Annotated in this window: 24 protein-coding genes and 2 pseudogenes; 6 read left to right on the top strand and 20 right to left on the bottom strand. The window is 71.2% G+C overall.

The window, feature by feature from the left end; all coding sequences use genetic code 11:
• Positions 1 to 87: 87 nt before the first annotated feature.
• The 10 genes from ACFW6B_RS23725 to ACFW6B_RS23680 form a co-directional block, all read right to left on the bottom strand.
• Positions 88 to 1,329: a mandelate racemase/muconate lactonizing enzyme family protein gene (locus ACFW6B_RS23725; RefSeq protein WP_386598536.1), complete on the bottom strand. Its 1,242-nt coding sequence runs from the start codon at positions 1,327 to 1,329 to the stop codon at positions 88 to 90.
• Positions 1,322 to 2,203, bottom strand: a complete 882-nt coding sequence (locus tag ACFW6B_RS23720; protein WP_386598535.1) for an alpha/beta hydrolase — start codon at positions 2,201 to 2,203, stop codon at positions 1,322 to 1,324. Before ACFW6B_RS23720 ends, ACFW6B_RS23725 begins: the two co-directional genes overlap by 8 nt.
• A 13-nt stretch (positions 2,204 to 2,216) precedes the next feature.
• Complete coding sequence (locus tag ACFW6B_RS23715) at positions 2,217 to 4,010, bottom strand: GH3 auxin-responsive promoter family protein (RefSeq protein ID WP_386598534.1); 1,794 nt, start codon at positions 4,008 to 4,010, stop codon at positions 2,217 to 2,219.
• 246 nt (positions 4,011 to 4,256) lie between these two features.
• Positions 4,257 to 4,487, bottom strand: coding sequence for a transcriptional regulator (locus ACFW6B_RS23710; protein ID WP_386598533.1), 231 nt, complete (start codon positions 4,485 to 4,487; stop codon positions 4,257 to 4,259).
• Positions 4,484 to 5,125: a hypothetical protein gene (locus ACFW6B_RS23705; RefSeq protein ID WP_386598532.1), complete on the bottom strand. Its 642-nt coding sequence runs from the start codon at positions 5,123 to 5,125 to the stop codon at positions 4,484 to 4,486. Before ACFW6B_RS23705 ends, ACFW6B_RS23710 begins: the two co-directional genes overlap by 4 nt.
• A 269-nt stretch (positions 5,126 to 5,394) precedes the next feature.
• Positions 5,395 to 6,192, bottom strand: a complete 798-nt coding sequence (locus ACFW6B_RS23700) for a carbon-nitrogen family hydrolase (protein ID WP_386598629.1) — start codon at positions 6,190 to 6,192, stop codon at positions 5,395 to 5,397.
• An 82-nt stretch (positions 6,193 to 6,274) separates the two neighbouring features.
• Positions 6,275 to 6,454: a hypothetical protein gene (locus ACFW6B_RS23695; RefSeq protein WP_386598531.1), complete on the bottom strand. Its 180-nt coding sequence runs from the start codon at positions 6,452 to 6,454 to the stop codon at positions 6,275 to 6,277.
• A 135-nt stretch (positions 6,455 to 6,589) separates the two neighbouring features.
• Positions 6,590 to 7,297, bottom strand: a complete 708-nt coding sequence (locus tag ACFW6B_RS23690) for a TetR family transcriptional regulator (RefSeq protein WP_386598530.1) — start codon at positions 7,295 to 7,297, stop codon at positions 6,590 to 6,592.
• A 559-nt stretch (positions 7,298 to 7,856) separates the two neighbouring features.
• A complete protein-coding gene (locus ACFW6B_RS23685; protein WP_386598529.1) occupies positions 7,857 to 8,810 on the bottom strand; it encodes an NAD-dependent epimerase/dehydratase family protein in 954 nt (317 codons plus the stop codon).
• Positions 8,807 to 9,493, bottom strand: coding sequence for a ScbR family autoregulator-binding transcription factor (locus ACFW6B_RS23680; RefSeq protein WP_386598528.1), 687 nt, complete (start codon positions 9,491 to 9,493; stop codon positions 8,807 to 8,809). The genes ACFW6B_RS23685 and ACFW6B_RS23680 overlap by 4 nt, the downstream gene beginning before the upstream one ends.
• A 122-nt stretch (positions 9,494 to 9,615) precedes the next feature.
• Between ACFW6B_RS23680 and ACFW6B_RS23675 the strand changes: the two genes are divergently transcribed.
• Positions 9,616 to 10,689 (top strand): ScbA/BarX family gamma-butyrolactone biosynthesis protein, encoded by a 1,074-nt coding sequence (locus ACFW6B_RS23675; protein WP_386598527.1) that lies wholly within the window; start codon positions 9,616 to 9,618, stop codon positions 10,687 to 10,689.
• A 257-nt stretch (positions 10,690 to 10,946) separates the two neighbouring features.
• Here ACFW6B_RS23675 and ACFW6B_RS23670 read toward each other — a convergent pair whose 3' ends face one another.
• Complete coding sequence (locus ACFW6B_RS23670) at positions 10,947 to 11,333, bottom strand: VOC family protein (protein WP_386598526.1); 387 nt, start codon at positions 11,331 to 11,333, stop codon at positions 10,947 to 10,949.
• On the bottom strand, positions 11,330 to 11,623 hold the full coding sequence (locus ACFW6B_RS23665) for an ArsR/SmtB family transcription factor (protein WP_386598525.1): 294 nt from the start codon (positions 11,621 to 11,623) through the stop codon (positions 11,330 to 11,332). Before ACFW6B_RS23665 ends, ACFW6B_RS23670 begins: the two co-directional genes overlap by 4 nt.
• A gap of 253 nt (positions 11,624 to 11,876) precedes the next feature.
• On the opposite strand from ACFW6B_RS23665, the pseudogene ACFW6B_RS23660 reads away from it, so the two are divergent.
• The 3 genes and pseudogenes from ACFW6B_RS23660 to ACFW6B_RS23650 form a co-directional block, all read left to right on the top strand.
• A pseudogene (locus tag ACFW6B_RS23660) lies at positions 11,877 to 12,126 on the top strand (AraC family transcriptional regulator); the annotation flags it as partial.
• Positions 12,127 to 12,162: 36 nt separating this feature from the next.
• On the top strand, positions 12,163 to 12,522 hold the full coding sequence (locus ACFW6B_RS23655) for a hypothetical protein (protein ID WP_386598523.1): 360 nt from the start codon (positions 12,163 to 12,165) through the stop codon (positions 12,520 to 12,522).
• Positions 12,523 to 12,619: 97 nt separating this feature from the next.
• A complete protein-coding gene (locus ACFW6B_RS23650) occupies positions 12,620 to 13,606 on the top strand; it encodes a tetratricopeptide repeat protein (protein WP_386598522.1) in 987 nt (328 codons plus the stop codon).
• 96 nt (positions 13,607 to 13,702) lie between these two features.
• Here ACFW6B_RS23650 and ACFW6B_RS23645 read toward each other — a convergent pair whose 3' ends face one another.
• Together ACFW6B_RS23645 and ACFW6B_RS23640 are read right to left on the bottom strand one after the other, a co-directional pair.
• On the bottom strand, positions 13,703 to 14,395 hold the full coding sequence (locus ACFW6B_RS23645; protein ID WP_386598632.1) for a hypothetical protein: 693 nt from the start codon (positions 14,393 to 14,395) through the stop codon (positions 13,703 to 13,705).
• A 107-nt stretch (positions 14,396 to 14,502) separates the two neighbouring features.
• A pseudogene (locus ACFW6B_RS23640) lies at positions 14,503 to 14,568 on the bottom strand (hypothetical protein); the annotation flags it as partial.
• A gap of 142 nt (positions 14,569 to 14,710) precedes the next feature.
• Here ACFW6B_RS23640 and ACFW6B_RS23635 point away from each other — a divergent pair.
• Both ACFW6B_RS23635 and ACFW6B_RS23630 read left to right on the top strand, forming a co-directional pair.
• Entirely contained in the window at positions 14,711 to 14,836 is a 126-nt protein-coding gene (locus tag ACFW6B_RS23635) for a hypothetical protein (RefSeq protein WP_386598631.1), read from the top strand.
• 470 nt (positions 14,837 to 15,306) lie between these two features.
• Complete coding sequence (locus tag ACFW6B_RS23630; RefSeq protein ID WP_386598521.1) at positions 15,307 to 15,699, top strand: helix-turn-helix domain-containing protein; 393 nt, start codon at positions 15,307 to 15,309, stop codon at positions 15,697 to 15,699.
• Between the two features lie 39 nt (positions 15,700 to 15,738).
• Here ACFW6B_RS23630 and ACFW6B_RS23625 read toward each other — a convergent pair whose 3' ends face one another.
• The 6 genes from ACFW6B_RS23625 to ACFW6B_RS23600 form a co-directional block, all read right to left on the bottom strand.
• Complete coding sequence (locus ACFW6B_RS23625) at positions 15,739 to 15,957, bottom strand: hypothetical protein (protein ID WP_386598520.1); 219 nt, start codon at positions 15,955 to 15,957, stop codon at positions 15,739 to 15,741.
• Positions 15,958 to 15,992: 35 nt separating this feature from the next.
• Positions 15,993 to 16,838 carry an IS3 family transposase gene (locus ACFW6B_RS23620; RefSeq protein WP_386598519.1) on the bottom strand — a complete coding sequence of 282 codons (846 nt, stop codon included), beginning with the start codon at positions 16,836 to 16,838 and terminating at the stop codon, positions 15,993 to 15,995.
• A complete protein-coding gene (locus tag ACFW6B_RS23615) occupies positions 16,838 to 17,137 on the bottom strand; it encodes a helix-turn-helix domain-containing protein (protein ID WP_386598518.1) in 300 nt (99 codons plus the stop codon). The genes ACFW6B_RS23620 and ACFW6B_RS23615 overlap by 1 nt, the downstream gene beginning before the upstream one ends.
• A gap of 137 nt (positions 17,138 to 17,274) precedes the next feature.
• The gene (locus tag ACFW6B_RS23610) at positions 17,275 to 17,961 is read right to left on the bottom strand and encodes a hypothetical protein (RefSeq protein WP_386598517.1); all 687 of its coding nucleotides are present in this window, start codon (positions 17,959 to 17,961) and stop codon (positions 17,275 to 17,277) included.
• Positions 17,962 to 18,005: 44 nt separating this feature from the next.
• Positions 18,006 to 19,667, bottom strand: a complete 1,662-nt coding sequence (locus tag ACFW6B_RS23605) for a hypothetical protein (protein ID WP_386598515.1) — start codon at positions 19,665 to 19,667, stop codon at positions 18,006 to 18,008.
• Positions 19,668 to 20,148: 481 nt separating this feature from the next.
• A complete protein-coding gene (locus ACFW6B_RS23600; protein WP_386598514.1) occupies positions 20,149 to 20,361 on the bottom strand; it encodes a hypothetical protein in 213 nt (70 codons plus the stop codon).
• Positions 20,362 to 20,734 lie beyond the last annotated feature (373 nt).

Genomic DNA, 20,734 nt, shown 5'->3' with positions numbered 1-20,734 from the left:
CGGCAGATGTCGGATGCTGGATGTCGGGGCAGGGCAGGGCAGGGCAGGGCAGGGCCGGGCGGGGGCCGGGCTGTCGGGGCGCGGTGCTCAGCGCGAGGCGTGGGCGGCGGGGCGCGGGGAGGCCACGGGCCGCCAGGATCCGCTTTCCTCGGGGAGGACGAGCACGGCCCACTGCCCGGCCGCGTCGTTCAGGCTCATGCCGAAGCCGGGGCCCGGTGCGGGCGAAAGGGTGTTGGCGCGGCGGTCGACGACCGGGCGCGGCGAGACGATCATCTCGGGGAAGAAGCGGTCGCTCTGGCCCGCCTCGACGGTCAGCGCGTCACGGTGGCGGAAGGCCAGCGCCCGGCCCGCGTTGATCAGCGGCCCGACCTCGGCCACCTGGACACCGATCTGGAACGCGATGCCGTGCCGGCGGGCGTGGCCGATGAGACGGGCCGCGCCCAGCGGGCCGCCGTTCTTCGCGACCCGGATGTTGAAGGCGTCGCACGCCCGTGCCTCGACCGCCGTCCGGGCGTCCTCGGGGGTGCACAGGGACTCGTCCAGCATGATCTTCAGCCCCGCCCGGCGGCGCAGGGCGCCCAGAGCGGCCCAGGAGCCCTTGGGCAGCGGCTCTTCCACGTAGTCCGCCCCGGCGTCCCGCAGCCGCCACGCGTGGGGGAGCGCGGTGGCCTCGGTCCAGCTCATGTTCGCGTCCACCATGACCGGCACGCCGTCACCCACGTGCGCGCGCACCGCCCGGACGCTGCGGGCGTCGCGCTCGATGTCGTCGGACGCCTTGATCTTGACGAAGTGGAACGGACCGCGGGTGGCCAGGAACTCCTCGGCCGTGATGCTCAGGTCCAGCACCTGCGAGACGGGCAGGGCCTGCGGGACCGGCGGGGCCTGCGGGACCGGCGGGGCGGCCGGGGGCGTTCCTCCCGCCGTCGCCGGCCCGGCGTCGCCGATCAGCTCCGCCGCACCGAGCCCCAGCCGCCGGCCGAGCAGGTCCAGGACCGCCGTCTCCAGCAGGCACAGCAGGTTGTTCCCGCCGGTGGTCCCGAAGACCCCGGCGAAGCCCTCGCGCCGGATCCGCTCCAGGAGTCCGGCCGGCGGCTCGCCGCGCAGGAGCGAGAAGACCCGCTCCAGTGGCGTCCGGCGCAGCGCCGCGACGACGGACTCGCCGCTCTCGCCGGTCACGTACGTCCGGGGCGCGCACTCGCCGATGCCGCTGACGCCGTCGCAGGCGAGCCGCAGGACCAGGCTGTCGGACGCGGCGCGGCGCGCCGCGGGGTGGTCGAAACGGGTGTGCATGGGCTGGCGCACCCGGTAGAGCACGGCGGCCTCAGACATCACGGTCGAGCCCCTGGAGCAGGGTGTGGGTGGAGGTCCAGTCGACCAGGTCCGCGCTCACGCCGGTGAAGAAGAGGTAGTGCTTGTCGGTGGGCAGCTTCATGATCGTCCCGCGGTCCGGTGCCATCGCGGCGAACACCCGGTGGGCGCTGTCGAGGTCGACGATGGGGTCGCTCATGCCCGACACGAAGGTGGCCGGGACCGCCGGGAGCGCCCGGGTGCCCGGCTCCAGGTAGCGTCGTTCGATCTCCAGCAGGGTGGCCCGCGAGCGGCGGGTGATCAGGCGTACGGCGAGGTCGTCGTGGTCGATGAACTCCCGGTACTTGGGGTCGTCGGTGAAGTCCCGCGACCTCAGGCCCGCGTCCCACGGCTCGGTGCCGGTCCCGGCGGCCAGCGCCCGCAGTTCGTCGTCGCCGAGCGTGGCGTGCATGCGCCCCAGCCAGGACGAGCAGAACACGGCGGCGTCGTAGCGGGTGGTGAAGTCCGGGTGGTGCATGAGGGCGGCCATGAAGGAGCCGCCCAGGCAGTGGCCGAAGAGCGACAGCGGCACGTCGTCGCCGATCATCTCCCGTACGTGGGCCAGCGCGGCGACGTAGTCACCGAGCAGGGTCTCGGCCCCGGGCAGGTCCCCGCGGTCACCGGGGCTGATCCCGCTGCCCCGCCGGTCCAGGACGAAGAAGGCGATGTCGTTGTCGGCGAAGCGGGGGCCGACCTCCCACATCCAGCCGGCGTGGCTCTGCAGGCCGTGGAAGTAGAAGACGGCGCCCTTGACCCGCTGGGGCCGCCAGAGGTGCAGGGCCAGGTCGACTCCGCCGGACGGCAGGTCGATTATCTCGCGGCGGGTGTTCTGCGGGGGCCTCTTGGTCTCGATCATCTCGTTGTTCTCCTCAGCGTGCGAAGTGGCCGGCGGCGGTGACCGCGGCGAGGGCGACCGGTGTGCCGACGGGAGCGTCGGCCGGTGTGGTGGTGACCGGAGCGCCGGAGGTGCCCGTGACGGTGGCGACCGGGGTGCCGGCGGTGAAGGCGTCGATGCCGGTCATGAAGTCGACGTCCTGGTGGAACGGCTTGTACTTGTACTGGGTGGCGTTGCCCGCCTGCCGGCGGGACTCGGCGTACGCGGTGATCGCGTCGAGCGGCACGGTGCGCACCTCCAGCGGCCCGAGCCGGCCGCTGTCCCGCTTGGAGGCGTACTCGATGTTGACCTCGCACAGCTCCCGGTCCACGGCCAGGGAGAGGGCCCGGTCGAGGTGTCCGCCCGGAACGGGGACCTCGGCGGCGACGACGTAGTGCGGCGGCTCGGCCCACCGCGGCCCGCACATGTACAGGCCGGTGTCGAGACCGAGCCCGCCCATGCCCTGCTTGATGGCCCGGGTGACCTCCGCCTCGGTGATCTTCTCTCCGGTGAAGGAGTGGAACACCCCGTCCCGGTGGACGAAGTGCAGCCACGGGGTGCCGTCGACGATCCGGTCGACGCGGTAGATGTCACCGGTCCACAGCCGGTAGAGGCCGTTGCCCTGGGTCATGATCAGGTGGTAGTCGCGGCCCGCCTCGACCTCGTCGAACAACAGCGTCCGTACCGGGGTCCCCGCGTCGACCAGTTCGCCCAGCGGCACGTCGGCGGGGACGAACTCGAAGAACGCCTGGCCGACCGCGAGCGGCTGGCTGTCCAGCGAGTCGTCCACCGGTACGGAGGTCACGCCCTCGGTGCCGCAGCCCATGAACGGCAGCTTGCTGACACCGGGCAGCACCGCGTCCAGCTTGGCGCGGTACAGCTCCGCGCTGGAGGACAGCCAGCAGCTGTACAGGGTCAGCGACGGCCACACGTCCGTCAGGCTGAACTCTCCCTTGGCCAGCACCGATTCGAGGTGGCGGGCCGCCGTCTCGTCCGGCTCGGACCACGGCCGGCCGTCGAGCGTGCCCTCGCGCAGCTCGCGTACGAGATCCTCGCCGTGCTCGGCGACCAGGTCGCGCAGCGAGATGAGCGTGCTCGGGTTGATGGCCGAGATGTAGTGCAGGTCCTTGCCGACGAGGTGGCGGATGCGGTGGTACATCCGGCCCGCGTGGGTGGCGGGGGCCTGGGTGTCGAACCAGGGGGACTGGTACCACGGCGGGTTCCAGTCACGGCTGTTGATCTGCGGGTGCCGGTTGCTGATCGCCTGGTGCTCCACGCCGTGCACGAAGTCGTACACGTCCTCGCGGACGGTCTGGGTGTCCAGGGTGGCCCAGGGGTGGGCGAGGAGTTCGGGGTGGTGCAGGAGGTAGGTGCCCCACATGGCCTTCATGGCGGGAATGCGGTACGTGAGCAGCCAGTGCAGGGTGTACGGGACCCGCTTGGGCACCCCGGTCGTGCCGCTGGTCTTGAGCCAGCGCAGTACGGGGCTGCAGGAGAGCACGCCTCCCTTGGTGCGGGTCTCGCGCTCGATCTCCGGGAGGAAGTCGGCGTACCGCCTGATCGGCAGGACCGAACGGAAGAGGGAGGGGTCCTCGGCGGTGACGTTGTAGCCCCGCGCCTTCCAGTGGAGGGAGTCGGCGCAGACGCCGATGATGTCGCGCAGCACGCGTTCCTGCGCGGATCCGGGGTCCTTGAGGTCCGCGAGCAGGTCGTCGCGGGCCTCGAGGCACTCCTGCACGAAGGGGTCACGCCGGTTGTTCCAGTGCTGCTGCCAGTCGGTGGTGTCCATGGGGTGTCGTCTCTCCTTGCGGATGAATGCGAGTGAATGCGGATAAAACGGTCAGATGGGGTATGGGGGTGTCCTGATCCAGGGGTGCTGGGGGAGGGGGCCGGGACAGGTGCGGGGTGGGGTGGACGGCCGCCCCTGTCCCGCCGCGTCGGTCACGGGAGCCGGGGGCACCGGCCTCCGGTGCCCCCGGCCGCGCTCACGGCCGACGGGCGTGGCCGAAGAGTCGGGGCCGTGCGCGGGCGTGGCTCAGGAGGCGGGTCCGTGCGCGGGCGCTCCAGGAGGAGCGGGCGCGGGTTCGGGAGTGGGCGTGGTCGTACGGGCGAGTTCGGTCAGTTCGTCGAGGTCGTACAGGGCGCGCCGCGCGGTCCCGTACCGGGTGATCTTGCCGCGTCGGGCCCACTGGCGGATCGTGACCTCCCGGACGCCGAGGGCGAGTGCCGCGAGTTCCGTGGGCACCCGGCGGGCGCGGGCGCTCACGCCGCCTCCCGCAGGGCGAGCCACTGGCGCGGGGTCAGGACATGCCCCGCGGCGCAGACCGGCCCGCGCAGCAGCAGGCCCTCGCCGCCCCGGCGGGGCAGGAACACCTCGGCCGCGCAGCCCTCTTCGACGCACGGTCCGAGGGAGACGAGGCCGGTCGCCGGAGCGCTGTCCTCCCGGCGCAGCGCCGCCGTCGCCCGCGCCATCTCGTCGGCGAACCGGCCTGCCTCCGGACGGGCCGCCAGCCGGTCGGCGTACCGGCCGAGGAAGGCGGCCATGTCGGCCACCGTACGGCGCGGCGGCACCGCGTCCGCCACCTCGTCCACCACCAGGCGCGACCAGGCGGACAGCACGGCGACCACGTCGTGGCGGGCCTCCAGGGCCGAGGGCCGCACCGGCAGCCCGGCCTCCCGGCTGCCGGTGACGCGCTGCGCGGGAGCGCCGCCGGAGGGCCTGCCCCGCTCGGACTCGCTGTGCCCGTACAGTCCCGGCAGGGCGGCCACGTCACGCGCGACGGCCCGGCGGCACAGGCCGCACAGACGGCTGCCGGTTTCCGCGCGCCGCCCGTGCGGGCGGGCGATGCCGCCGTCCGCCCTGCGGCAGCGCGTCGAGGCGCACTGGGACGTTTCGTCGGCCACGGCCAACTCCTAGCTTCTTCGGGGTCGGTGAACACGAAAGCGCCGCACGGGGCGGCGCTTCGGGAGAGGGGGCGATGAGCCGCCGTCCGCGCGAACGGGCCTGTGGAGCACGGCGGTTCGGGCGGTACGGAGAGCGTCCGGAAAACGACATACGGGCTCGGGAAAGAGCGTTACACGGCTGCCGCGCGGCCACAAGTGCCGACCGTCCCGGGGGCCGAACTCCCCGTCCACTTAGGCAAGTCCGGCGCCCCGGCCGCTCCAGGCCGGCTCTACGCGGGCTGCGGCACGCCCAGCCTCCGGTCGCGCAGCACGGGGAACTCCTCGCGGGTGCGGGCGACCAGGCCGGGGTCCAGCTCCACCCGCAGCACCTGCTCCCCGGCACCCGCTTCGGCGACCACCTCGCCCCACGGGTCGACGACCACGCTGTGTCCGGCCTGCTCCACCCCGGCGTGCGTGCCCGCGGTGTTGCAGGCCAGTACGTACGCCTGCGACTCCACCGCGCGGGCGCGCGCCAGCAGCGACCAGTGGGAGCGCCGCCGTGCGGGCCATCCGGCCGGGACGACCAGGAGATCGGCGCCGGCGTCGACGAGCAGCCGGAACTGCTCGGGGAAGCGCAGGTCGTAGCAGGTGGCCAGGCCCGCGGTCAGCCCGGTGCCGGTCAGCGGGGCGGTGACGACCTCCTGTCCGGCGGCCATCAGGGCGGCCTCGCCGCGGTCGAAGCCGAAGCGGTGGATCTTCCGGTACGTGCCGCGCGGCCGGCCGTCGGGTCCGAAGAGCAGCGAGGTGTTGCGCAGCGCCCCGTCCGGGCACCGCTCGACGATCGAACCGGCGTGCAGCCACACCCCGGCCTCGCGGGCGGCCGCCCCCATCGCCGCGGACGTCGGGCCCGCCAGCGGCTCCGCGTGGGAGCCGAACCGCTCGAAGTCGAAGGCGCCGACCGGCCACAGCTCGGGCAGTACCACCAGGTCCGCACCGCGTTCGGCCCGGACCAGCTCCGCGACGCGCTCGCGGCGGGCACCGGCCGTCTCGCCAGGGTCTACGTCGATCTGCAGGAGCGCCGCGCGCACCGTCGTACCGTCCATGGGAGTCCCTTTCCAAGTGATGCGTGATGGGTGACGCGTGATGTGCGGGGGTGTGGGGCGCCGTGTCTCAGCGCGGGTGGGAGGCGCCGTTGAGGCCGAGTACGGCACCGCCGGCCCACTCCGCCCGCTCGGAGGCGAGCCGGGCCACGGCCACGGCGTGTCCGGCGGCGGCCGGTTCGGTGGCGACGGCCGCTCCGATGCCGCGGGATGCACCGATGACGAGCGCGTGGCGTCGGGCGGTGGTCATGGGGGCGCTCCTTCGGTACGACGGGTGTGACGGGTCCGGCGGGGGAGACGGGCGGGGCGGGGAAACGGGGCGGCGCGAGACGCGACAGGGGCGCCGAAAAGGTAGTCGGGTGTGGCAGAGGGCGAGTCGAGGAACTCAGCGCGGCCCCTCCGGGCCCCCGGCGGAGGAACCGTCCCCGGCGCGGGCGGACCCTGCCGGGAGGACGGTGCTTCCCGAGCGGGCGGATCCCTCCGACGGGGAGGTGTCTCTCGTGAGGGCCGCGTGCAGCCCGCCGCACGTCAGGAACGCCCACAAGCCGCGCAACTCCTGTGAGACGCTGCCGCCTTCGGCCCCGGACCGCACCGACGCCTCGGCGCCGGCCATCAGATAGGCCACCAGCAGTTCCACGTCCCGCAGGTCCCTGTCGCACGGCACCCGGGTCCCGTACCCCTCGGGTCGGGCCCGCTCCAGCAGGTCCCGCAGGACACGGACCCATCCCGCGGGCCGCTGCGCCGCGTCGGCGGCCCGCTCCCGCGCCAGCCGTCCGGCGGCCCGTACGGTGACGTCCCGCTCCAGCAGCCGGGCCAGCTCGATCGTCAGGTCGATGACCACCTGGATCCCGGGGCGCGGTACGGCCGCGACGGGGCTCAGGGCGGCGAGCGTCGCCGCGTCCCCGGCGGCGTGCACGGCCTCCGCGAGGTCGCCCTTCGTGGGGAAGTGGAAGGTCAGCGCGCCCATGGTGGTGCCGGCCGTCTTGCAGATCCGTGACAGGGAGGTCCCGGCGTACCCGTGCCGGTCGAACTCCGAGGCGGCGGCGGCGATCAGCGCGTGGCGGGTCTGTTCGGCCCGTAGTTGTCTCACCATGCCGGGACCTCCGTGCCGCGACGGCGCCGTTCCCGCGGGGCGGGGGCGGCCGCCGGGGGCGGCGGGGGAGGGGTCCGCTGTTCTCGACCGGGCTGCACGGTTCCTCCGGGCTGCTAGAAGGCGTCGCGCCGTCGGGCCGGAGCGGGCCCGGGGTGTCCGGTGCCGTGCGCCGCACGGCGGAGGGATGGTTCCGTGCCGTTCGGACCGCCGGCCCCGGCGTTCGGGCCACCGGTCACCGGCCGCCCGGCGCCAGGGTGGACGGCCACCCGGCGCTCGGGTCACCGGCCTCCGCCGACCGCGCCGTCGGCCACCGGCCCCGCTGATCGGGCGACCGGTCCCGGCGGTCGACGGGACGGCGTTTCCTCGGCCCTCCTCCGGCGGTGGCCGGGGCCGAAGGCCCTGCGGGCCCGCGGGAACCCCGGACCGCGCGACACGATGTCGGTGCTTCGGTGCCTGGAGCCTATAGGCGGGCGGGTCCGGTGCCGCCCCGTACGCACACCCGGCGGACGACTTTGGCACCTTGCGGGAGTCCCGCCGTACGACACTGGCGCGTCCCTCGTCAGGCCGCCAGGTGAACGCGGTACCAGGGCGTGGACCCGGCGAGACGGGCCAGCGGGCCGGGACCCGCGGGGCAGCCGGTGATCCGCCAGATGTCCTCGCTGCGGTACCAGTGGTCGCGGGCCAGCAGGGAGAACTGACGCTCGCTCGTGCTTCCCGGCACCTCCCGCAGCCGCCGCAGGCAGTTCTCCCAGGACCAGTCTGCGGTGACCGGGTCCACCAGGCCCCGTTCCGTCAGCGCGGCCATCAGGTCGCGGTTGCTGACGGGCACCGGATGGCTCGCGTGGTGCACCGCGGGGCCCACCGGCGTGCCGGTCGCGGCGAGCGTGACGATCAGCCGGGCCAGGTCCGTGACGTCGACCACCGACAGGAGCCCGCTGCCGCCGTCCCAGTGGGCCGGGACCCTGGAGCGCAGCTCCGACAGGGCGGGCACCACCCAGCGGTCGCCGGCGCCGAGGACGAGTCCCGGCCGCAGCACGACCGCCCCCGCCTCCAGGGCGAGGCGTTCCCCGGCGAGCCGGGTGACGCTGGCGTGGGAGACGGGGGCGGGAAAGACCTCGTCCACCGCGATCCCGCGGTGCGGTCCCGGCCCGTAGACCGCGGCGGTGGACAGGTGCACGATCCGTGTGACGCCGGCACGCCGGGCCTCCTCCAGGAGGGCCCGGGTGCCGCGCACGTTGACGGCCTCGCACGCCTCCGGGCCGCCTGAGACCCGGGAGGCGAGGTGGACCAGGACGTCCGTTCCGCGTGCCGCGCCGCGCAGTGACGCCGGGTCCGACAGGTCCCCCGGCACCCAGGACGGACCGGATGCGTCCGGGGTGCCGGGCGGAGCGGTCCGTGCGAGGGCGCGGACATCGATGCCGTGCCCACCGGCGCGCCCGCGCAGCATGGTGCGCAGGACCTCGGAACCGACGAAGCCGGTGGCGCCGGTGAGCAGGACTCTGAGGGGTCTCATGCGGGGGGCTCCGTCCCGGTGGTGACAGGGGCGCCGCCGCCCGTCGCGGCGGCGGCGGCAGTAGCGCTGGTGATGCCGCTGTACAGGGACAGGTCGAGTTCCGCGATGACCTCGGCCGGCGCCAGCGCCGGCAGCAGACATCGCCACATCGAGGCGATCCGCTCGGGCAGGTCGGCCCGGCCGGTGGAGATCTGGGACATGATCTGCGTGCCGGTGTAGGCGCCCACCAGGAGCCGGGCGAAATCCGCCTCCTGGACGTGCGGCAGGATCTGCCCCATCTCGCGGGCCCGCTCCAGCTCCAGGCGGAACTGTTCGGCCCACCACTCGTAGATCGCGTAGTCCTGCAGCTCGGTGGCCCCCTGCTCCACCGCGAGCCGTACGCCCGCCCGGAAGAGGATGTTGCTCTGCATCTCGACCGCCAGGTAGGCGGTCATGTCCAGGAGCTGCTGGAGCCCGCCCACGCCTTCCGGGAGCCGCAGGTCGGCGGCCTGTTCCAGGATGACCGCGCGGGCCAGTTCCTCCTTGGACTTGAAGTGGAAGTACATGGCCCCGGTGGTGGCGCCGGCCCGTTCGAGGATCTTGTTGATGCTCGCTCCGGAGTAACCGACTTCGTCGAAGACCTCGGCGGCGGCGCGCAACAGTGTCTCCCGGGTCCTGACCGCACGCTCCTGCTGACGCGCCATCGATCGGCCTCCTGAATCCCTCGACAAACAAAAAGAACGACCTCTATGTTATTCGAGCCGGGCCCGACGACCAAACGGGGACCGGCGTCCATCTCGTGCTGAACCCAGGGGGAGATTCAGGCATGCCGTCGAACGCTGTCCGGGAACAGGTCACCACCGCAGTCCAGGAACACGTCGTCACCGCCGTACGGGAGCAGGCCGGCGGCTCGCTCGCACCCGTGCCGCAGAGCTACACGCACAAGACCAGGCCCGAGGAAGTGCTGCTCCGGACCTGGGAGCGCACGGGTCCGGACGCCTTCACCGTCACCGCCCAGTGGCCCCGCGACCACCGCTTCTACCGCACCCGCCACGGGCTGCTCGACCCGATGCTGCTGAGCGAGACGATCCGCCAGACCCTGCCGCTGCTCTCCCACGGGGCCTACGCCGTACCGTTCGGCCACCAGCTGTTGTGGCAGGACCTCGACTGGCACATCGTCGCCCCGGGCCCGGAGACACCCGCCGGCCCCGAAGGCCGCCCCGCCCCGCACACCGGCCCGGACCCCGCGTCCGCCGGCCTCGAAGGGCCTTCGGCTCTGCGCGCGGGTACGGGCACCGCTCCCGCCCTCGTCGAACTGCGCATCACCTGCCCGAAGGTCACCTATCGCCGTGACCGCGCCTCCGCGATAGCCCTGACCGTTCAAGTCCTGCGCGACGGAGCCCCGTTCGCCACCGCGCGCTCGCGCTTCACCATCCAGGACCGGGCCGTCTACGAGCGTCTGCGCGGCCGGTACGCCGACCTCGCCGCCGTCCGTGTCCTGCCGCTGTCGCCCCCGGCGTCCCCGCGACCCGTGGGCCGGGACGGCTTCGAGGACGTGGTGCTGTCTCCCACCCACGTCCGCGACCGGTGGCACCTGCGGGCCGACACCACCCACCCGATCCTCTTCGACCACCCGGTCGACCACGCCCCCGGCATGCTGCTGCTCGAAGCGGCGCGCCAGGCCGCCCAGGCCCTGGCCCATCCCGCGCCCACCGTCGCCGTCGGCATGGAGTCCGTCTTCACCCGCTACGCGGAACTCGACGTCCCGTGCTGGATCCTGGCCGACGCCCTTCCGGCCGACGCCCTCGGCCGCACCCGCGTCCGCGTCACCGCCCGCCAGAACGACCGTGACATCTTCACCTCGGCCGTCACCCTCGCTCCGGCCCCCGCTGACTGCTGACAGGACCGGGGCCCTGCGGTCGGCGTGTGCCGTCGGCGCGGTGCGGGGCCGGTGTTCCTCCGTGTCACCGGCCCCGCACCGTTGTGGCCGGCCCGGCCCCACCAGGCCCGGCCGGCCGACGGGTTCGGCCGTGGTGGTCGCCGTTCCGGACACGTGCCGGGCGTCGCCCGGCACGCTCCGTGGGGGCCCGTTCCTCTGCGCGAAGACCTGGACGCGGGCTTCTGTGCGGGCGGGCGGGCGGGCCTACGGCGGGCGGTTCACTTGCTGTGCACGATCTGGATCAGGTTGCCGCAGGTGTCGTCCAGCACCGCGGTGGTGACCGGGCCCATCTCCAGGGGCTCCTGGGTGAAGTGCACCCCCAGGCCGCGCAGTCGGCTGAACTCCGCCCGCACGTCCTCCACGGCGAAGGAGGTGGCCGGGATGCCGTCCTGGACCAGAGCCGTCTTGTACGGCCGCACCGCGGGATGACCGGAGGGCTCGAGCAGCAGCTCGGTCCCGTCGGGGTCTTCCGGCGAGACCACGGTCAGCCACCGGGCCTCGCCCAGGGGGACGTCGTGCTTCTTCACGAAGCCCAGCACGTCGGTGTAGAAGCGCAGGGCCGTCTCCTGGTCGTCGACGAAGACGCTGGACAGGTGGATCCTCATGGGGTGTTCTCCGGTGGGTCGGGCCTGAGCCATCGGGTGGCGATGCGCTCGAGGGGTTCGGTGTCGAGGTCGTGCAGCTTGTAGCGGCCCTGGCGCCGTGAGACGACCAGCCCCGCGGATTCCAGCACGGCCAGGTGCTGGCTGATCGCCTGACGGGAGAGCCCCAGGCCGTGTTTGGTCACGAGCCGTGTGCAGATCTCGAACAGGGTCTGCCCGTCCCGCTCCACCAGCTCGTCCAGGATCCGCCGCCGCGTGGGGTCGGCCAGCGCCTTGAAGACATCCTCCGTCACGCTCACCACGATAGGCAAGCGACGGCTTGCCTATCAAGTCGGGGCTCCACGCGATCGAATCCCGTACGAGACACCCGTACGAAGCATCCGTACGAGGCGCCGCACAGAGCACCCGTACGAAGCATCCGTACGAGGCGCCGCGCAGAGCACCCGTACGAAGCACCAGGACCGCTGCGTGCGGCGGACGACCGCGTCCGAATGTGCCGGCAGAGCGTCATCGCCCCCACCGAGTCGTGCCGGACAGGACGGGCCCATGTCCAGCACCCGCCGCGTCGTCATCGCGGTCTTCCCCGGCGTCGACCTCCTCGACGTCACCGGCCCGGCCGAGGTCTTCGCCCTGGCGGGCCGGGAGACCGGAGGCGCCGCGGGCTACCGGGTCGAGCTCGCGGGGCCGGCCCGCGGCGAGGTCAGCGGGGTTGCGGCTGGTCGCGGACCTGTCCTTCGGCGAGGTGGACGGCGTGCTGGACTCGCTGCTGGTCCCGGGGGCGGTCGCCACGGGCCCTCGCTGAGGCCGCGGGCCGAGCGGATACCGTGCGGCCATGGCAGTCATGGAAGTGTGCAACGACAACACGGGCCTGCTCGTACTGTGGCTGGAGCCGCTGGGCGAGGACCGCTGGCTGGAGCCCGGAGAGGCGTTCCGCGTCCGGTCCGACTACGACGGCGATGAGCTGGCCTTCTCGGTCACATGCTGGGCGGACGAGGAGGACAGGGCCGCCGGGATCGAGAACGTCACGGTCTGGGTCGAGGCCGGCGACTGGGACGCACAGGTGACCGACCGCTCGGGCAACGTCATCGAGTGCGGCCACCACCGGCCCGAGGAGATCGACAGGAGATGGACCGAGCGGGCGGAGGAAGCCCGTGGACGTGTGGAGGAGCGCGAGCGGCAGAACCTCTCCTGACGGCTCTGATCGTCCTGGTGGACGTCCTGTCCCCTGCTGGAGAAGCCCTGGCCGCCGTGCCCGAAGGGCGGGATTCCGGTGCCTCTACGATCTTCGGATGACGTCGAATCGAGCGGTGGCCGCCGGGGTCGGTCTCGCGCAGGTGCTGGCACACTGCGGGGGCAGCCCCGCGGCGGCCGTCCACTATCTGGGCGGCGCCATCGCCGCTGCCCCCGAGGACCCGAAACCCTACGAGGTGCTCGCCGAACTGTGGGAGGAGCGGCGGGCGGACCTGACCGAACTCCTTGAGAACGCCGACTCGTTGAGGTCGGTGCTGGCGTGGTCGTACGTCAGATTCCTCGAGGACGACATGGACGCCGCGGTGATGGCCCTCGGATCGGTCACCGGAGCGCGGCCCACCGTCGCCTGGGCCGACGCCCCCTGGTTCGGCGAGGCACGGTTCCTCGGGACGGTGACCGCCGACGCGCTGGCCGAGGCGGTCATGCGCACGATGGACCACGGCCACGCCCTGGACGCCCCCGCCACGCGGGAGCGGCTCCAGCCCTGGTTCGACGCCGTCGACACGGTCTGCGCCCGCGAGCCGGTGCCCGAGGCCATGGCCAAGATGGCGATCTTCCTGCGTGCCTGCGGTCGCACCGACGCGTCGTTCGAGCTGTGCGACCGGGCGGATTCCCTTGAACGGATCATGCTGACGGAAGTCGTACGGGCGGGGACCTGGCGGAAGCTGGGGGATCCCGGGCGGACCGAGGCGGCGTTCGAACGCGCCCTCGCCCTGGACCCGGCCAACTGGTCGCTGTACCTCGACCTGGCCGACCTCCGTGCCGAACGAGGAGACTTCGCGACCGCGGTCGAGCTCGTCGGGCAGGGGCTGGAGCACGAGCCGTCCGACGTCACCCTTCGCGCGGCCGGGGCCGCCTACCGCGCGCGGCTCACGGGCTCGCCCGACGACCTGCGCGCCCTCGTCGAACTGCTCCCGGACCTGCCGGACAGCCCGTACCGGAGCCTGCTCGTCGACCACGCCTGCTCCGGCCCCGCCCTGCCCGCGGACCTCGTGGCGGAGGCCCGCCGCTTCCGGAACGGCTGACGCCCGCGGCCTGAAGGCGGGGCCCGGCGAGCGCCGGGCCCCGCTCCTTGCTCCCGGGGCGGCGGTCCCGTCGGTGTGGTCCGCCGACCCCGGTGGTCATCCGTCGGCGGCGATCTCGTTCACGATCCACGCGCCGAGTTCTTCGGTCATGGTGGTGTGTCCTTCGTTGCGGCCGGCCGACATGAAGGCGTCGAGCGCGCTGGCATCCGGAGTGATCGGTTTGTAGAGCCGTGCCGGGTCGTCGATGGCGCCGGCGGCGAGGGCGCTGATGCCGGGGATGAAACAGGACGTGCCGATGACGTCGGGGTCGACCGTGTTGCCGAGAGCGGTCATGAGGAGGGCGGCCAGGCCGAAACTGCCGACGTCGCCGTCGGGGGACGGCACGATGAACAGGCCGCCGGGAGCTCCGTCGATCTCGGGCAGTCCGCTGGTGCGCACCGACACCGCCTCCTCGCCCGTCTTCTGCAGACGCGCGACGACCTGCTCGCCCTGTGCCTGGGTCTTGAGCCACGTGTCGTTCAGCGTGACACCGTTGCCCCTCACCGCGGTCGCGCCGGCCTCGATGCCGTTGCCGGTGTCCACCCTGTTGGCGACACCGATCTTGCGGACGCTGCTCGGCCATCCGCCGACCTCGTCGAGTGCGCGGAGGAACGCCGTCCGCTCCGGTGCCTGCTGCGGGGTGCTGCCGACCTTCTCGATGTGCCGGCGCGCCATCTGCTTCGCGGCGGGGCTGTTGAGCAGCCCGGAGAACTGGCGCAGCAGGGGCCCACGACGGGAGCGTCCTGCCACTTGTCCGTCGCGAAGTGGGTGAATCCCTGAAGGGCGACGGGGAGCCACGCACCTTCGTGGGGTGTGTCGTAGGAGAGGTAGAGGGACGTCTCGTGGTCGGGGAGCGAGGGGTCCTGCTCCATCTTGGCCAGCGCGTAGCGGGTGATCAGTCCTCCCATGCTGAATCCGCCCACGACCAGTTTCGCCCGGCCCGCCCGCTCGGCGATGGCCCGGCGGATGCAGTCGATGGCGGTGTCGGCGTTGTCCGTGATCGATGCCGTCCGGTCGTCGTAGCCGAGGATGATCACGTCCCGGCCGGTCGCGTGGAGTTCGGAGATGAAGCGGAAGTCACCGTTCTCCTCCAGGCCGTGCCAGAGCTGGTCGAGGTCGCTCGACCCGCTGGAGAAGCCGTCGGAAAGGATGACGGGCCTGATGAGCTGCCTGCGGTTCAGCGGGCTGTAGTAGATCCGGGCCGTTCCGCCGGCGAGGGTCCATTCTTCATGCGGCTCGGGTGCGGGAGGGAACGAGGAGCGGGCCTTGGGGGAGACCGGGCCCCAGATGTCAACGACGGGGTTCGACATGGTTGGTCGGCTCCTTGCATCTGTCGCGGATCGGCCGAACTGTCCGGTCCTGTAGGCGCGGCGCCGCGGAGTCGGCACCACCCGGCAGCGTCATCACAATGGGTACGGCAGTGACTACTGGAAGTCGCCATTTGGTGGCGCCTCCTGCCGTGAGGTCTCATCCGCGTCCAGGTGCGTTCCCCGGCTCGCGCCGCGACCGACCGGGCCGATGGAGCCGAATGAGTCAACCGCTATGGTGATTTAGGCCGTTTTGATGTAGAGGGGGATGGAGAAGACGATCATTGATCCGATTCGTTTAAACTCACTGACAAACGAGGCGGGAAGCAACACCCAAGCAGGAAGACACCAGCCGTGCCGAACCCACTGCAGGTACTGATCAAGCACCAACTTGAACAGCGCGGTTGGTCCTACAGCGACGTGGCGCGCCGCGGGGGTATCTCACGTTCCACGGTCCATCACCTGGCGACATCGGAGCGACTGGCGCAGATGCCGCAACAGAGCACGCTCGAGGGGCTGGCCAAAGGGCTCGGCATCCCCGTGGCCCCGGTGCACCGGGCCGCTGCCGAGGCGTGCGGCGTCAATCTCTACCGCGAGGACGCGCTCGCGGCCGGAGACCCCGAAGTCGCGATCCTGATCGCCAGCGTTCAGAAACTCAGCCCTGTCGACCGTAAGCACGTCTCCGCACTGGTGGAATCTCTGCTGCGCACCGCCGCGGCGGAGGAGGAGGCTCATCCCAGCCACTAGCCGATGGGACGGGGGTGTCCGCTGAGGCGGGGCTGGCGTTCAGAAATTTCGTGAGTTCGCCGCCCTCAGCCAGGCGATCACCATGGCGACCGTCTGATAGTCGAGCTCGGCGATCCGGGTGGTCGCCCCCGCTTCGCGCAGGGACGGAGGAACGCAGGCCGCGTCCATGGCGCAGTGGAGCAGGACTTCATGGGCTCTGGTGGCAGAGAGGTCCTCGCCCACTTTCAGACCCCCTTTGAGGGATGGCGCGATGGGCAAGGGCGGAGTCTCTTCTGTGTTCTGCATGTCCTCTTTCACCATTGTGTGAGCCGGCCCGCCTCCGGGGTTTCCGGCGTCGATGACTTCGAGTGGATGGCAGCTGTTCTTCGTTCGCTTGTGCCACAGGTGCACGATTCGTCGAACCGGCACCTGTGCGAGGTGAACGCTCCGAGAAGGCGCTTCAGTTCTTCCTGGAGGTTCCCGGGGCTGTTCCAGTTCTGTCGGAGGGGGAGGTGGTGGTCGACCTTCCTCCAGAAGCGCTCCACCGAGGCCTGGACGTGGCGGTCGGAAGCGAGAACGGATTCCGGAGACAGGGCGAGAACTCGTACGCGCTCGGTGAACGCGTAGGTGGTCCACTGGGCGTGCTGGAGCATGACGGGCGGACGCTGGGCGGCGTCCTCGGTGAGAGCGCTGTTCAGCGCCCTGCGTACCAGCTCGCGGGTCGCTGCCCGGTCCGTGCTCCAGCCCATGAGCCGACGCCGGTTGATGTCGAGGACGACAGCGCAGTACAGGGTGCCCATGGGTGTGGGGTGCGCCCTGGCGTCCGTGACCCACAGGCGCCGTGCTGTCCCGGAGTCGGGAACCTGCGGAGCTGTCCATCGGGAGCGGCCGGTCCGCCCCCTGATGCCGGCTTGCCGCATGAGCAGTTCCACTGTCCCGCGGCTGACGCTGACGCCGTAGCACTGCTGCAGTTCGTGATGAATGCGACGGGAGCCGTATGCGGACCTGGAGGCCCGGTGGATGGAGAGGATGAGTTCGGTCAGCCAGGCGTGGTGTTGCAGACGGCCCGAGGGGGCGCGTCGGCGCCAGGCGTAGTACCCGGATTCGGAAACACGCAGGAGCGTGGCCGTCGAACGGACCGAGTGCCCTTCTGCCGCCATCACCTGGATGGCCTCGAACCGCCTTTTGGGGGCACCACATCGTTCAGCAGCTCTGTCAGACGCCGGTGGGTGCGGAGCTCGCTCTCCAGTTTCGCGATGCGCGCTCGGGCGGCCTCCAGTTCCGAGGACACCTGATTGCCGGTGAACTGATGTGCGGTCAAATGCGCGTAAGCGTGACGCCAGCGGTACACGGTGGGTCTGCTGAGGTGCAGTTCAGCTGCGACGTCTTTGACAGATCGCCCTTCGGCCAGCAGGTCCAGGGCTCGGTTGTGCAGTGAAGAGGGATGCTGTCTGGGCATGTTCTTTCTGGTTTCAGGCCCGGGGGTGCGCGCAGGCCCGGCTCGATGGCCCGAGCCGGCGAAGTACCGGGAGTGCCGTGAGGCTGTCAGGTCGGAGGTGGTGGCTGAGCCGCATCTGTCCTGACAGCCTCGTCCTGTCAGCGGACGTGACGGTGCATGGTGACGGTGGGCCGGAAGTCGTCGAGCGGGTCCGCGGCGTTGCCGCGAGGGGCGGAAGCGGCTTCGCGGTCGAGGATGGTCTTGACTTCGTTCGCCAGCTCGTCGGCACGCTTCTTGACGCTGGGAATCGGCAGATCCGATGTCCTCAGCGCGGCCACTTCCCGGTGGACACGCGCGAGTTGACCGCGGGCCGATCGGCTGAGCGTCAACTCCTGGGGGGTGGCGACGACGAACTGGTACGCACCGGAGAAGGTCTCGCATCCGGTGCAGTGGTCGTTGGCCGACCGGCTGATGTTGGTGGCGTTGACCAGCCGCGCGTTGCGGCCGGCCGCGGTGACGATCTGGTAGGACAAAGCGATGGACCGGCACGGTTCGTAGACGGAGCAGCCCGCGGATTCGGCCATGGCCCGGTTGTTGGCCGTCACCGCGACGAGCGGACCGAACTGGTGGATCTTGAAGGATTCGTCGAACTGGTTGACGTGCAGACGGTCGGCATGAGTGTGCGCCATGTCCACGGCGGTGGAGGAGCTGTAGAAGCGGGAGCCGCCGGAATCCGCACTGGCCACCGTCGTCGTCGCGGCGACGGCCATCCCGGTGGTTGCGATCATGCCCAGTCGTACGGCGGTCCTGGCGACAGTGCTGCTGCGCGGCTTGCGGTGTGTCATCGATTCCTCCTGAGGGGCGAGGGGAGACGGGTTACGGGTCCTGCTCACGGTGTTTGCGATGCTGCGGAATCCACTCCGGCGGGGGCCGGCGACGTGGGAGCAGCCGTGGCCGAGACGGATTCCGACGGTGTGGGGGAGGCGGAGGAGAGCACTGCTGAAGAGGCGTCGGCACGCGTGCTCCGTACCGGCGTCGGCGCGGCGGTGCCCTTCTCGGCCGGTGCCGACGACCGACCGCGGGGGGAGCCGGAACTCGGGGCTGCCGCGCCCGAGGAGACGGGGTCCCCGCCGGGCGTGAGGGAAGGGGAGGGCGTTGCGGGAAGGGTGTGCTGCGGGGGCGGGAGGGTGGGCACATCCGCCGGGACCGCTGTGACGTCGTGCGACGGGGCCGGTGTGCGGTGTGGGGGCCTCGCCGTGGGCACACCGGGCTGGAGGACCGGGGCGACCGGCGACGCCGGGGGAAGCGGCTCGGGGGTCGCACCGTGCCACCACGCGCTGACCAAGAGGGACATACCCGCCAGAACCGCTACGCCGATGACCGCGCGAAGCGGGGTGTTGCCTTCGGTGACGCGCACCGCACCACGGGTGAGACGGTGGGCGAGCCGTACCGTCAGGTAAGCACCTCCTGCCATGGGGCAGATCAGCATGAGGCTGCCGATGATGCCGACCAGTCCCGCGGCGGTCTGTCCGTCGCCGAAGGCCGAAAAGGTCCCGGTGAGCTGCTCGATCAGCGAACGCAGGCTGGTGGAGAGCAGACGCGGAAGGTTCCACAGGACGTAGCAGATCTCCGCCAGCAATAGGGGGATCATGGTGGCGACCCAGACGGAGACCACGATCCGGGCGGAGCGCTTCAGGCCGGCCACGTCCGGGTGCACCGGGCGCCCTGGCAGGACGCTCAGCAGGATGGGTTTCACCTTGCCGAACAGGTCCGGGATGCCGGCGAGGTCGCCCAGGATGTAGTAACCGTCAAGGCGTACGACCGGCATCAGCTGTTCGAGCACCTCGAAGTGCGCCAGGTAGATGGCCGCGAGGAAGTAGGGCTGGCCGGTCGCCGCGTATGCGCCAGCCAGGACCAGCATGAAGAGCAGATTGAAATAGACGCCGCCCAGGCCCGTCCGCAGACGTCCGCCACGCCCCACTCTGTAGACGTCGGTGACATCGGTGTACATGGAGGGCCAGATCAGGAAGATGCCGTAGCCGATCTTTCCCGGCCTCGCTCCGCTGTAATGGCATGCCGACGCGTGTCCGAATTCGTGGAAGACCAACGACGCGACCGTCAGCACGAAGACGATCAGCATCCAGATCGGCTGTTCCAGGACACGGAGGACGGGCGTCATGGCACCGTGGAACCCGAACAGCCAGACATCCATGAGGGCCGTGCACGTCAGTGTCACGGCCACGATGAGCGGCTGGTGGAGCCACGCCAGTCCTGTGGCGATCCGCGACACCTGCTCTTCGCGGAAGACGACCTTGTGGCCTTTGAGGACCAGCAGGAGATCGGAGCGGGGTTGCGGCGCCGGGTCCGTCTCCGCTCCGTCGGCCGCCACGACGCCGAGGGGCATGAGCTTCCTCTCCAGGAGGTAGACCACGTTGTCTGCGGTGACCTCGGCGTCGTGGCGGCCGTTGACGAAGTGGGAGATGCGTTCCGCATCGCGCACTCCGTCAACGGCACTCACCACCAGATACAACAGCCGGGACAGCTGGATCACCTGACCGTCACCTCGGCGTACGAGGTACTTCGGCTGGGTGGATCCTGATCCCTTGTACTCCCCCAGACGTTCCAGGCCATGGCTCAGCCGTGGAACGGGAAAGGCCGGAAACGGCTGGGTGTCCATCGCCTGCAGCCGTGTTGTCCTCCAACTCGGCTGGAGAGGAACCGTAATGTCGTCTCCGACATCGTCTTGGCCGGCGCCGCAGAGGGGCTGCGTGTCCGGCAAGCCGACAGCGTCGGGGTTCTGATTTCCGGACACCGTCAACGTTCCTCCTCCGACGCGGGCAACCCCGCATCCAGCGCGATCACAAAAGGGTGAGAGCTACTGATGGACAGTCGATGGGCCGCGCGGTCTGTGACCGGGCGGACCCGAGGCACAGCACCCCGGGTGTTCCGGTCCGCAGGAGCCGGGCCGGCCGGAGCCGGCCCGGCATGAGACCAGCCCTAGGTGCAGATGCCGGTCATCGGCAGCGCCGCGACTACTGGTGGACGCTGATCGCCTGCGTGGCCTGCGACTGAGCGACCGCGAACGGCGAGAACGAGTTCGCCGCCAGCGACTCGTTGTGCGCGCCGACGGCGGCGGCCTTGTGCGTGATGTTGGTCGTCTTGGCGAAGTTGAACGAGAACTTCCCCAGAGCCTCACGGCCGGGCAGCAGCTCCGCGGACTCGGCTTCGAGCATTTCGTTGTTCATGATGAAGACCTTTCAGTGCGTGAATATGTGTCGATTCCCAGTGGATCCGGACCGAAGGCGAGAGTGCGGAACGCGTCGGGGTTCATCAGGTTCGACCCGTCCGCGGACACACCGTCCGGCAGGAGCCTTCGCCGGCGGCTGACCCGTACCGGGCCGCAGACGAGTAGCTCCCGTCAGAACCAGGACAGGAAGTGGACCGGGCTCTGACCGTTCGGCACGGCGCCGTGACAAGGCTCTCGGAGATGTAGAGCCTCGGACGGCAGCCGCTGTCCGGAGTCTCCGGACAACTTGTCCGGAGGTCTGGACAGTAGCGGACGGGGAGATGGTTCGCAAACCCCTCAGAGGGAGCCTTCATGCCCAAAACGCACGCCAG

Source organism: Streptomyces sp. NPDC058751 (assembly GCF_042746485.1).
Lineage (GTDB): Bacteria > Actinomycetota > Actinomycetes > Streptomycetales > Streptomycetaceae > Streptomyces.
This window is presented reverse-complemented; position numbering and strand designations above follow the sequence as displayed.

What these genes read in the sequence shown, in the direction of transcription:
- ACFW6B_RS23725 (WP_386598536.1), bottom strand. Translation starts at nt 1,329, where the DNA reads ATGTCTGAGGCCGCCGTGCTCTACCGGGTGCGCCAGCCCATGCACACC.
- ACFW6B_RS23720 (WP_386598535.1), bottom strand. Translation starts at nt 2,203, where the DNA reads ATGATCGAGACCAAGAGGCCCCCGCAGAACACCCGCCGCGAGATAATC.
- ACFW6B_RS23715 (WP_386598534.1), bottom strand. Translation starts at nt 4,010, where the DNA reads ATGGACACCACCGACTGGCAGCAGCACTGGAACAACCGGCGTGACCCC.
- ACFW6B_RS23695 (WP_386598531.1), bottom strand. Translation starts at nt 6,454, where the DNA reads ATGACCACCGCCCGACGCCACGCGCTCGTCATCGGTGCATCCCGCGGC.
- ACFW6B_RS23690 (WP_386598530.1), bottom strand. Translation starts at nt 7,297, where the DNA reads ATGGTGAGACAACTACGGGCCGAACAGACCCGCCACGCGCTGATCGCC.
- ACFW6B_RS23685 (WP_386598529.1), bottom strand. Translation starts at nt 8,810, where the DNA reads ATGAGACCCCTCAGAGTCCTGCTCACCGGCGCCACCGGCTTCGTCGGT.
- ACFW6B_RS23680 (WP_386598528.1), bottom strand. Translation starts at nt 9,493, where the DNA reads ATGGCGCGTCAGCAGGAGCGTGCGGTCAGGACCCGGGAGACACTGTTG.
- ACFW6B_RS23675 (WP_386598527.1), top strand. Translation starts at nt 9,616, where the DNA reads ATGCCGTCGAACGCTGTCCGGGAACAGGTCACCACCGCAGTCCAGGAA.
- ACFW6B_RS23670 (WP_386598526.1), bottom strand. Translation starts at nt 11,333, where the DNA reads ATGAGGATCCACCTGTCCAGCGTCTTCGTCGACGACCAGGAGACGGCC.
- ACFW6B_RS23655 (WP_386598523.1), top strand. Translation starts at nt 12,163, where the DNA reads ATGGCAGTCATGGAAGTGTGCAACGACAACACGGGCCTGCTCGTACTG.
- ACFW6B_RS23650 (WP_386598522.1), top strand. Translation starts at nt 12,620, where the DNA reads ATGACGTCGAATCGAGCGGTGGCCGCCGGGGTCGGTCTCGCGCAGGTG.
- ACFW6B_RS23635 (WP_386598631.1), top strand. Translation starts at nt 14,711, where the DNA reads ATGAAGCGGAAGTCACCGTTCTCCTCCAGGCCGTGCCAGAGCTGGTCG.
- ACFW6B_RS23620 (WP_386598519.1), bottom strand. Translation starts at nt 16,838, where the DNA reads ATGGCGGCAGAAGGGCACTCGGTCCGTTCGACGGCCACGCTCCTGCGT.
- ACFW6B_RS23615 (WP_386598518.1), bottom strand. Translation starts at nt 17,137, where the DNA reads ATGCCCAGACAGCATCCCTCTTCACTGCACAACCGAGCCCTGGACCTG.
- ACFW6B_RS23610 (WP_386598517.1), bottom strand. Translation starts at nt 17,961, where the DNA reads ATGACACACCGCAAGCCGCGCAGCAGCACTGTCGCCAGGACCGCCGTA.
- ACFW6B_RS23600 (WP_386598514.1), bottom strand. Translation starts at nt 20,361, where the DNA reads ATGAACAACGAAATGCTCGAAGCCGAGTCCGCGGAGCTGCTGCCCGGC.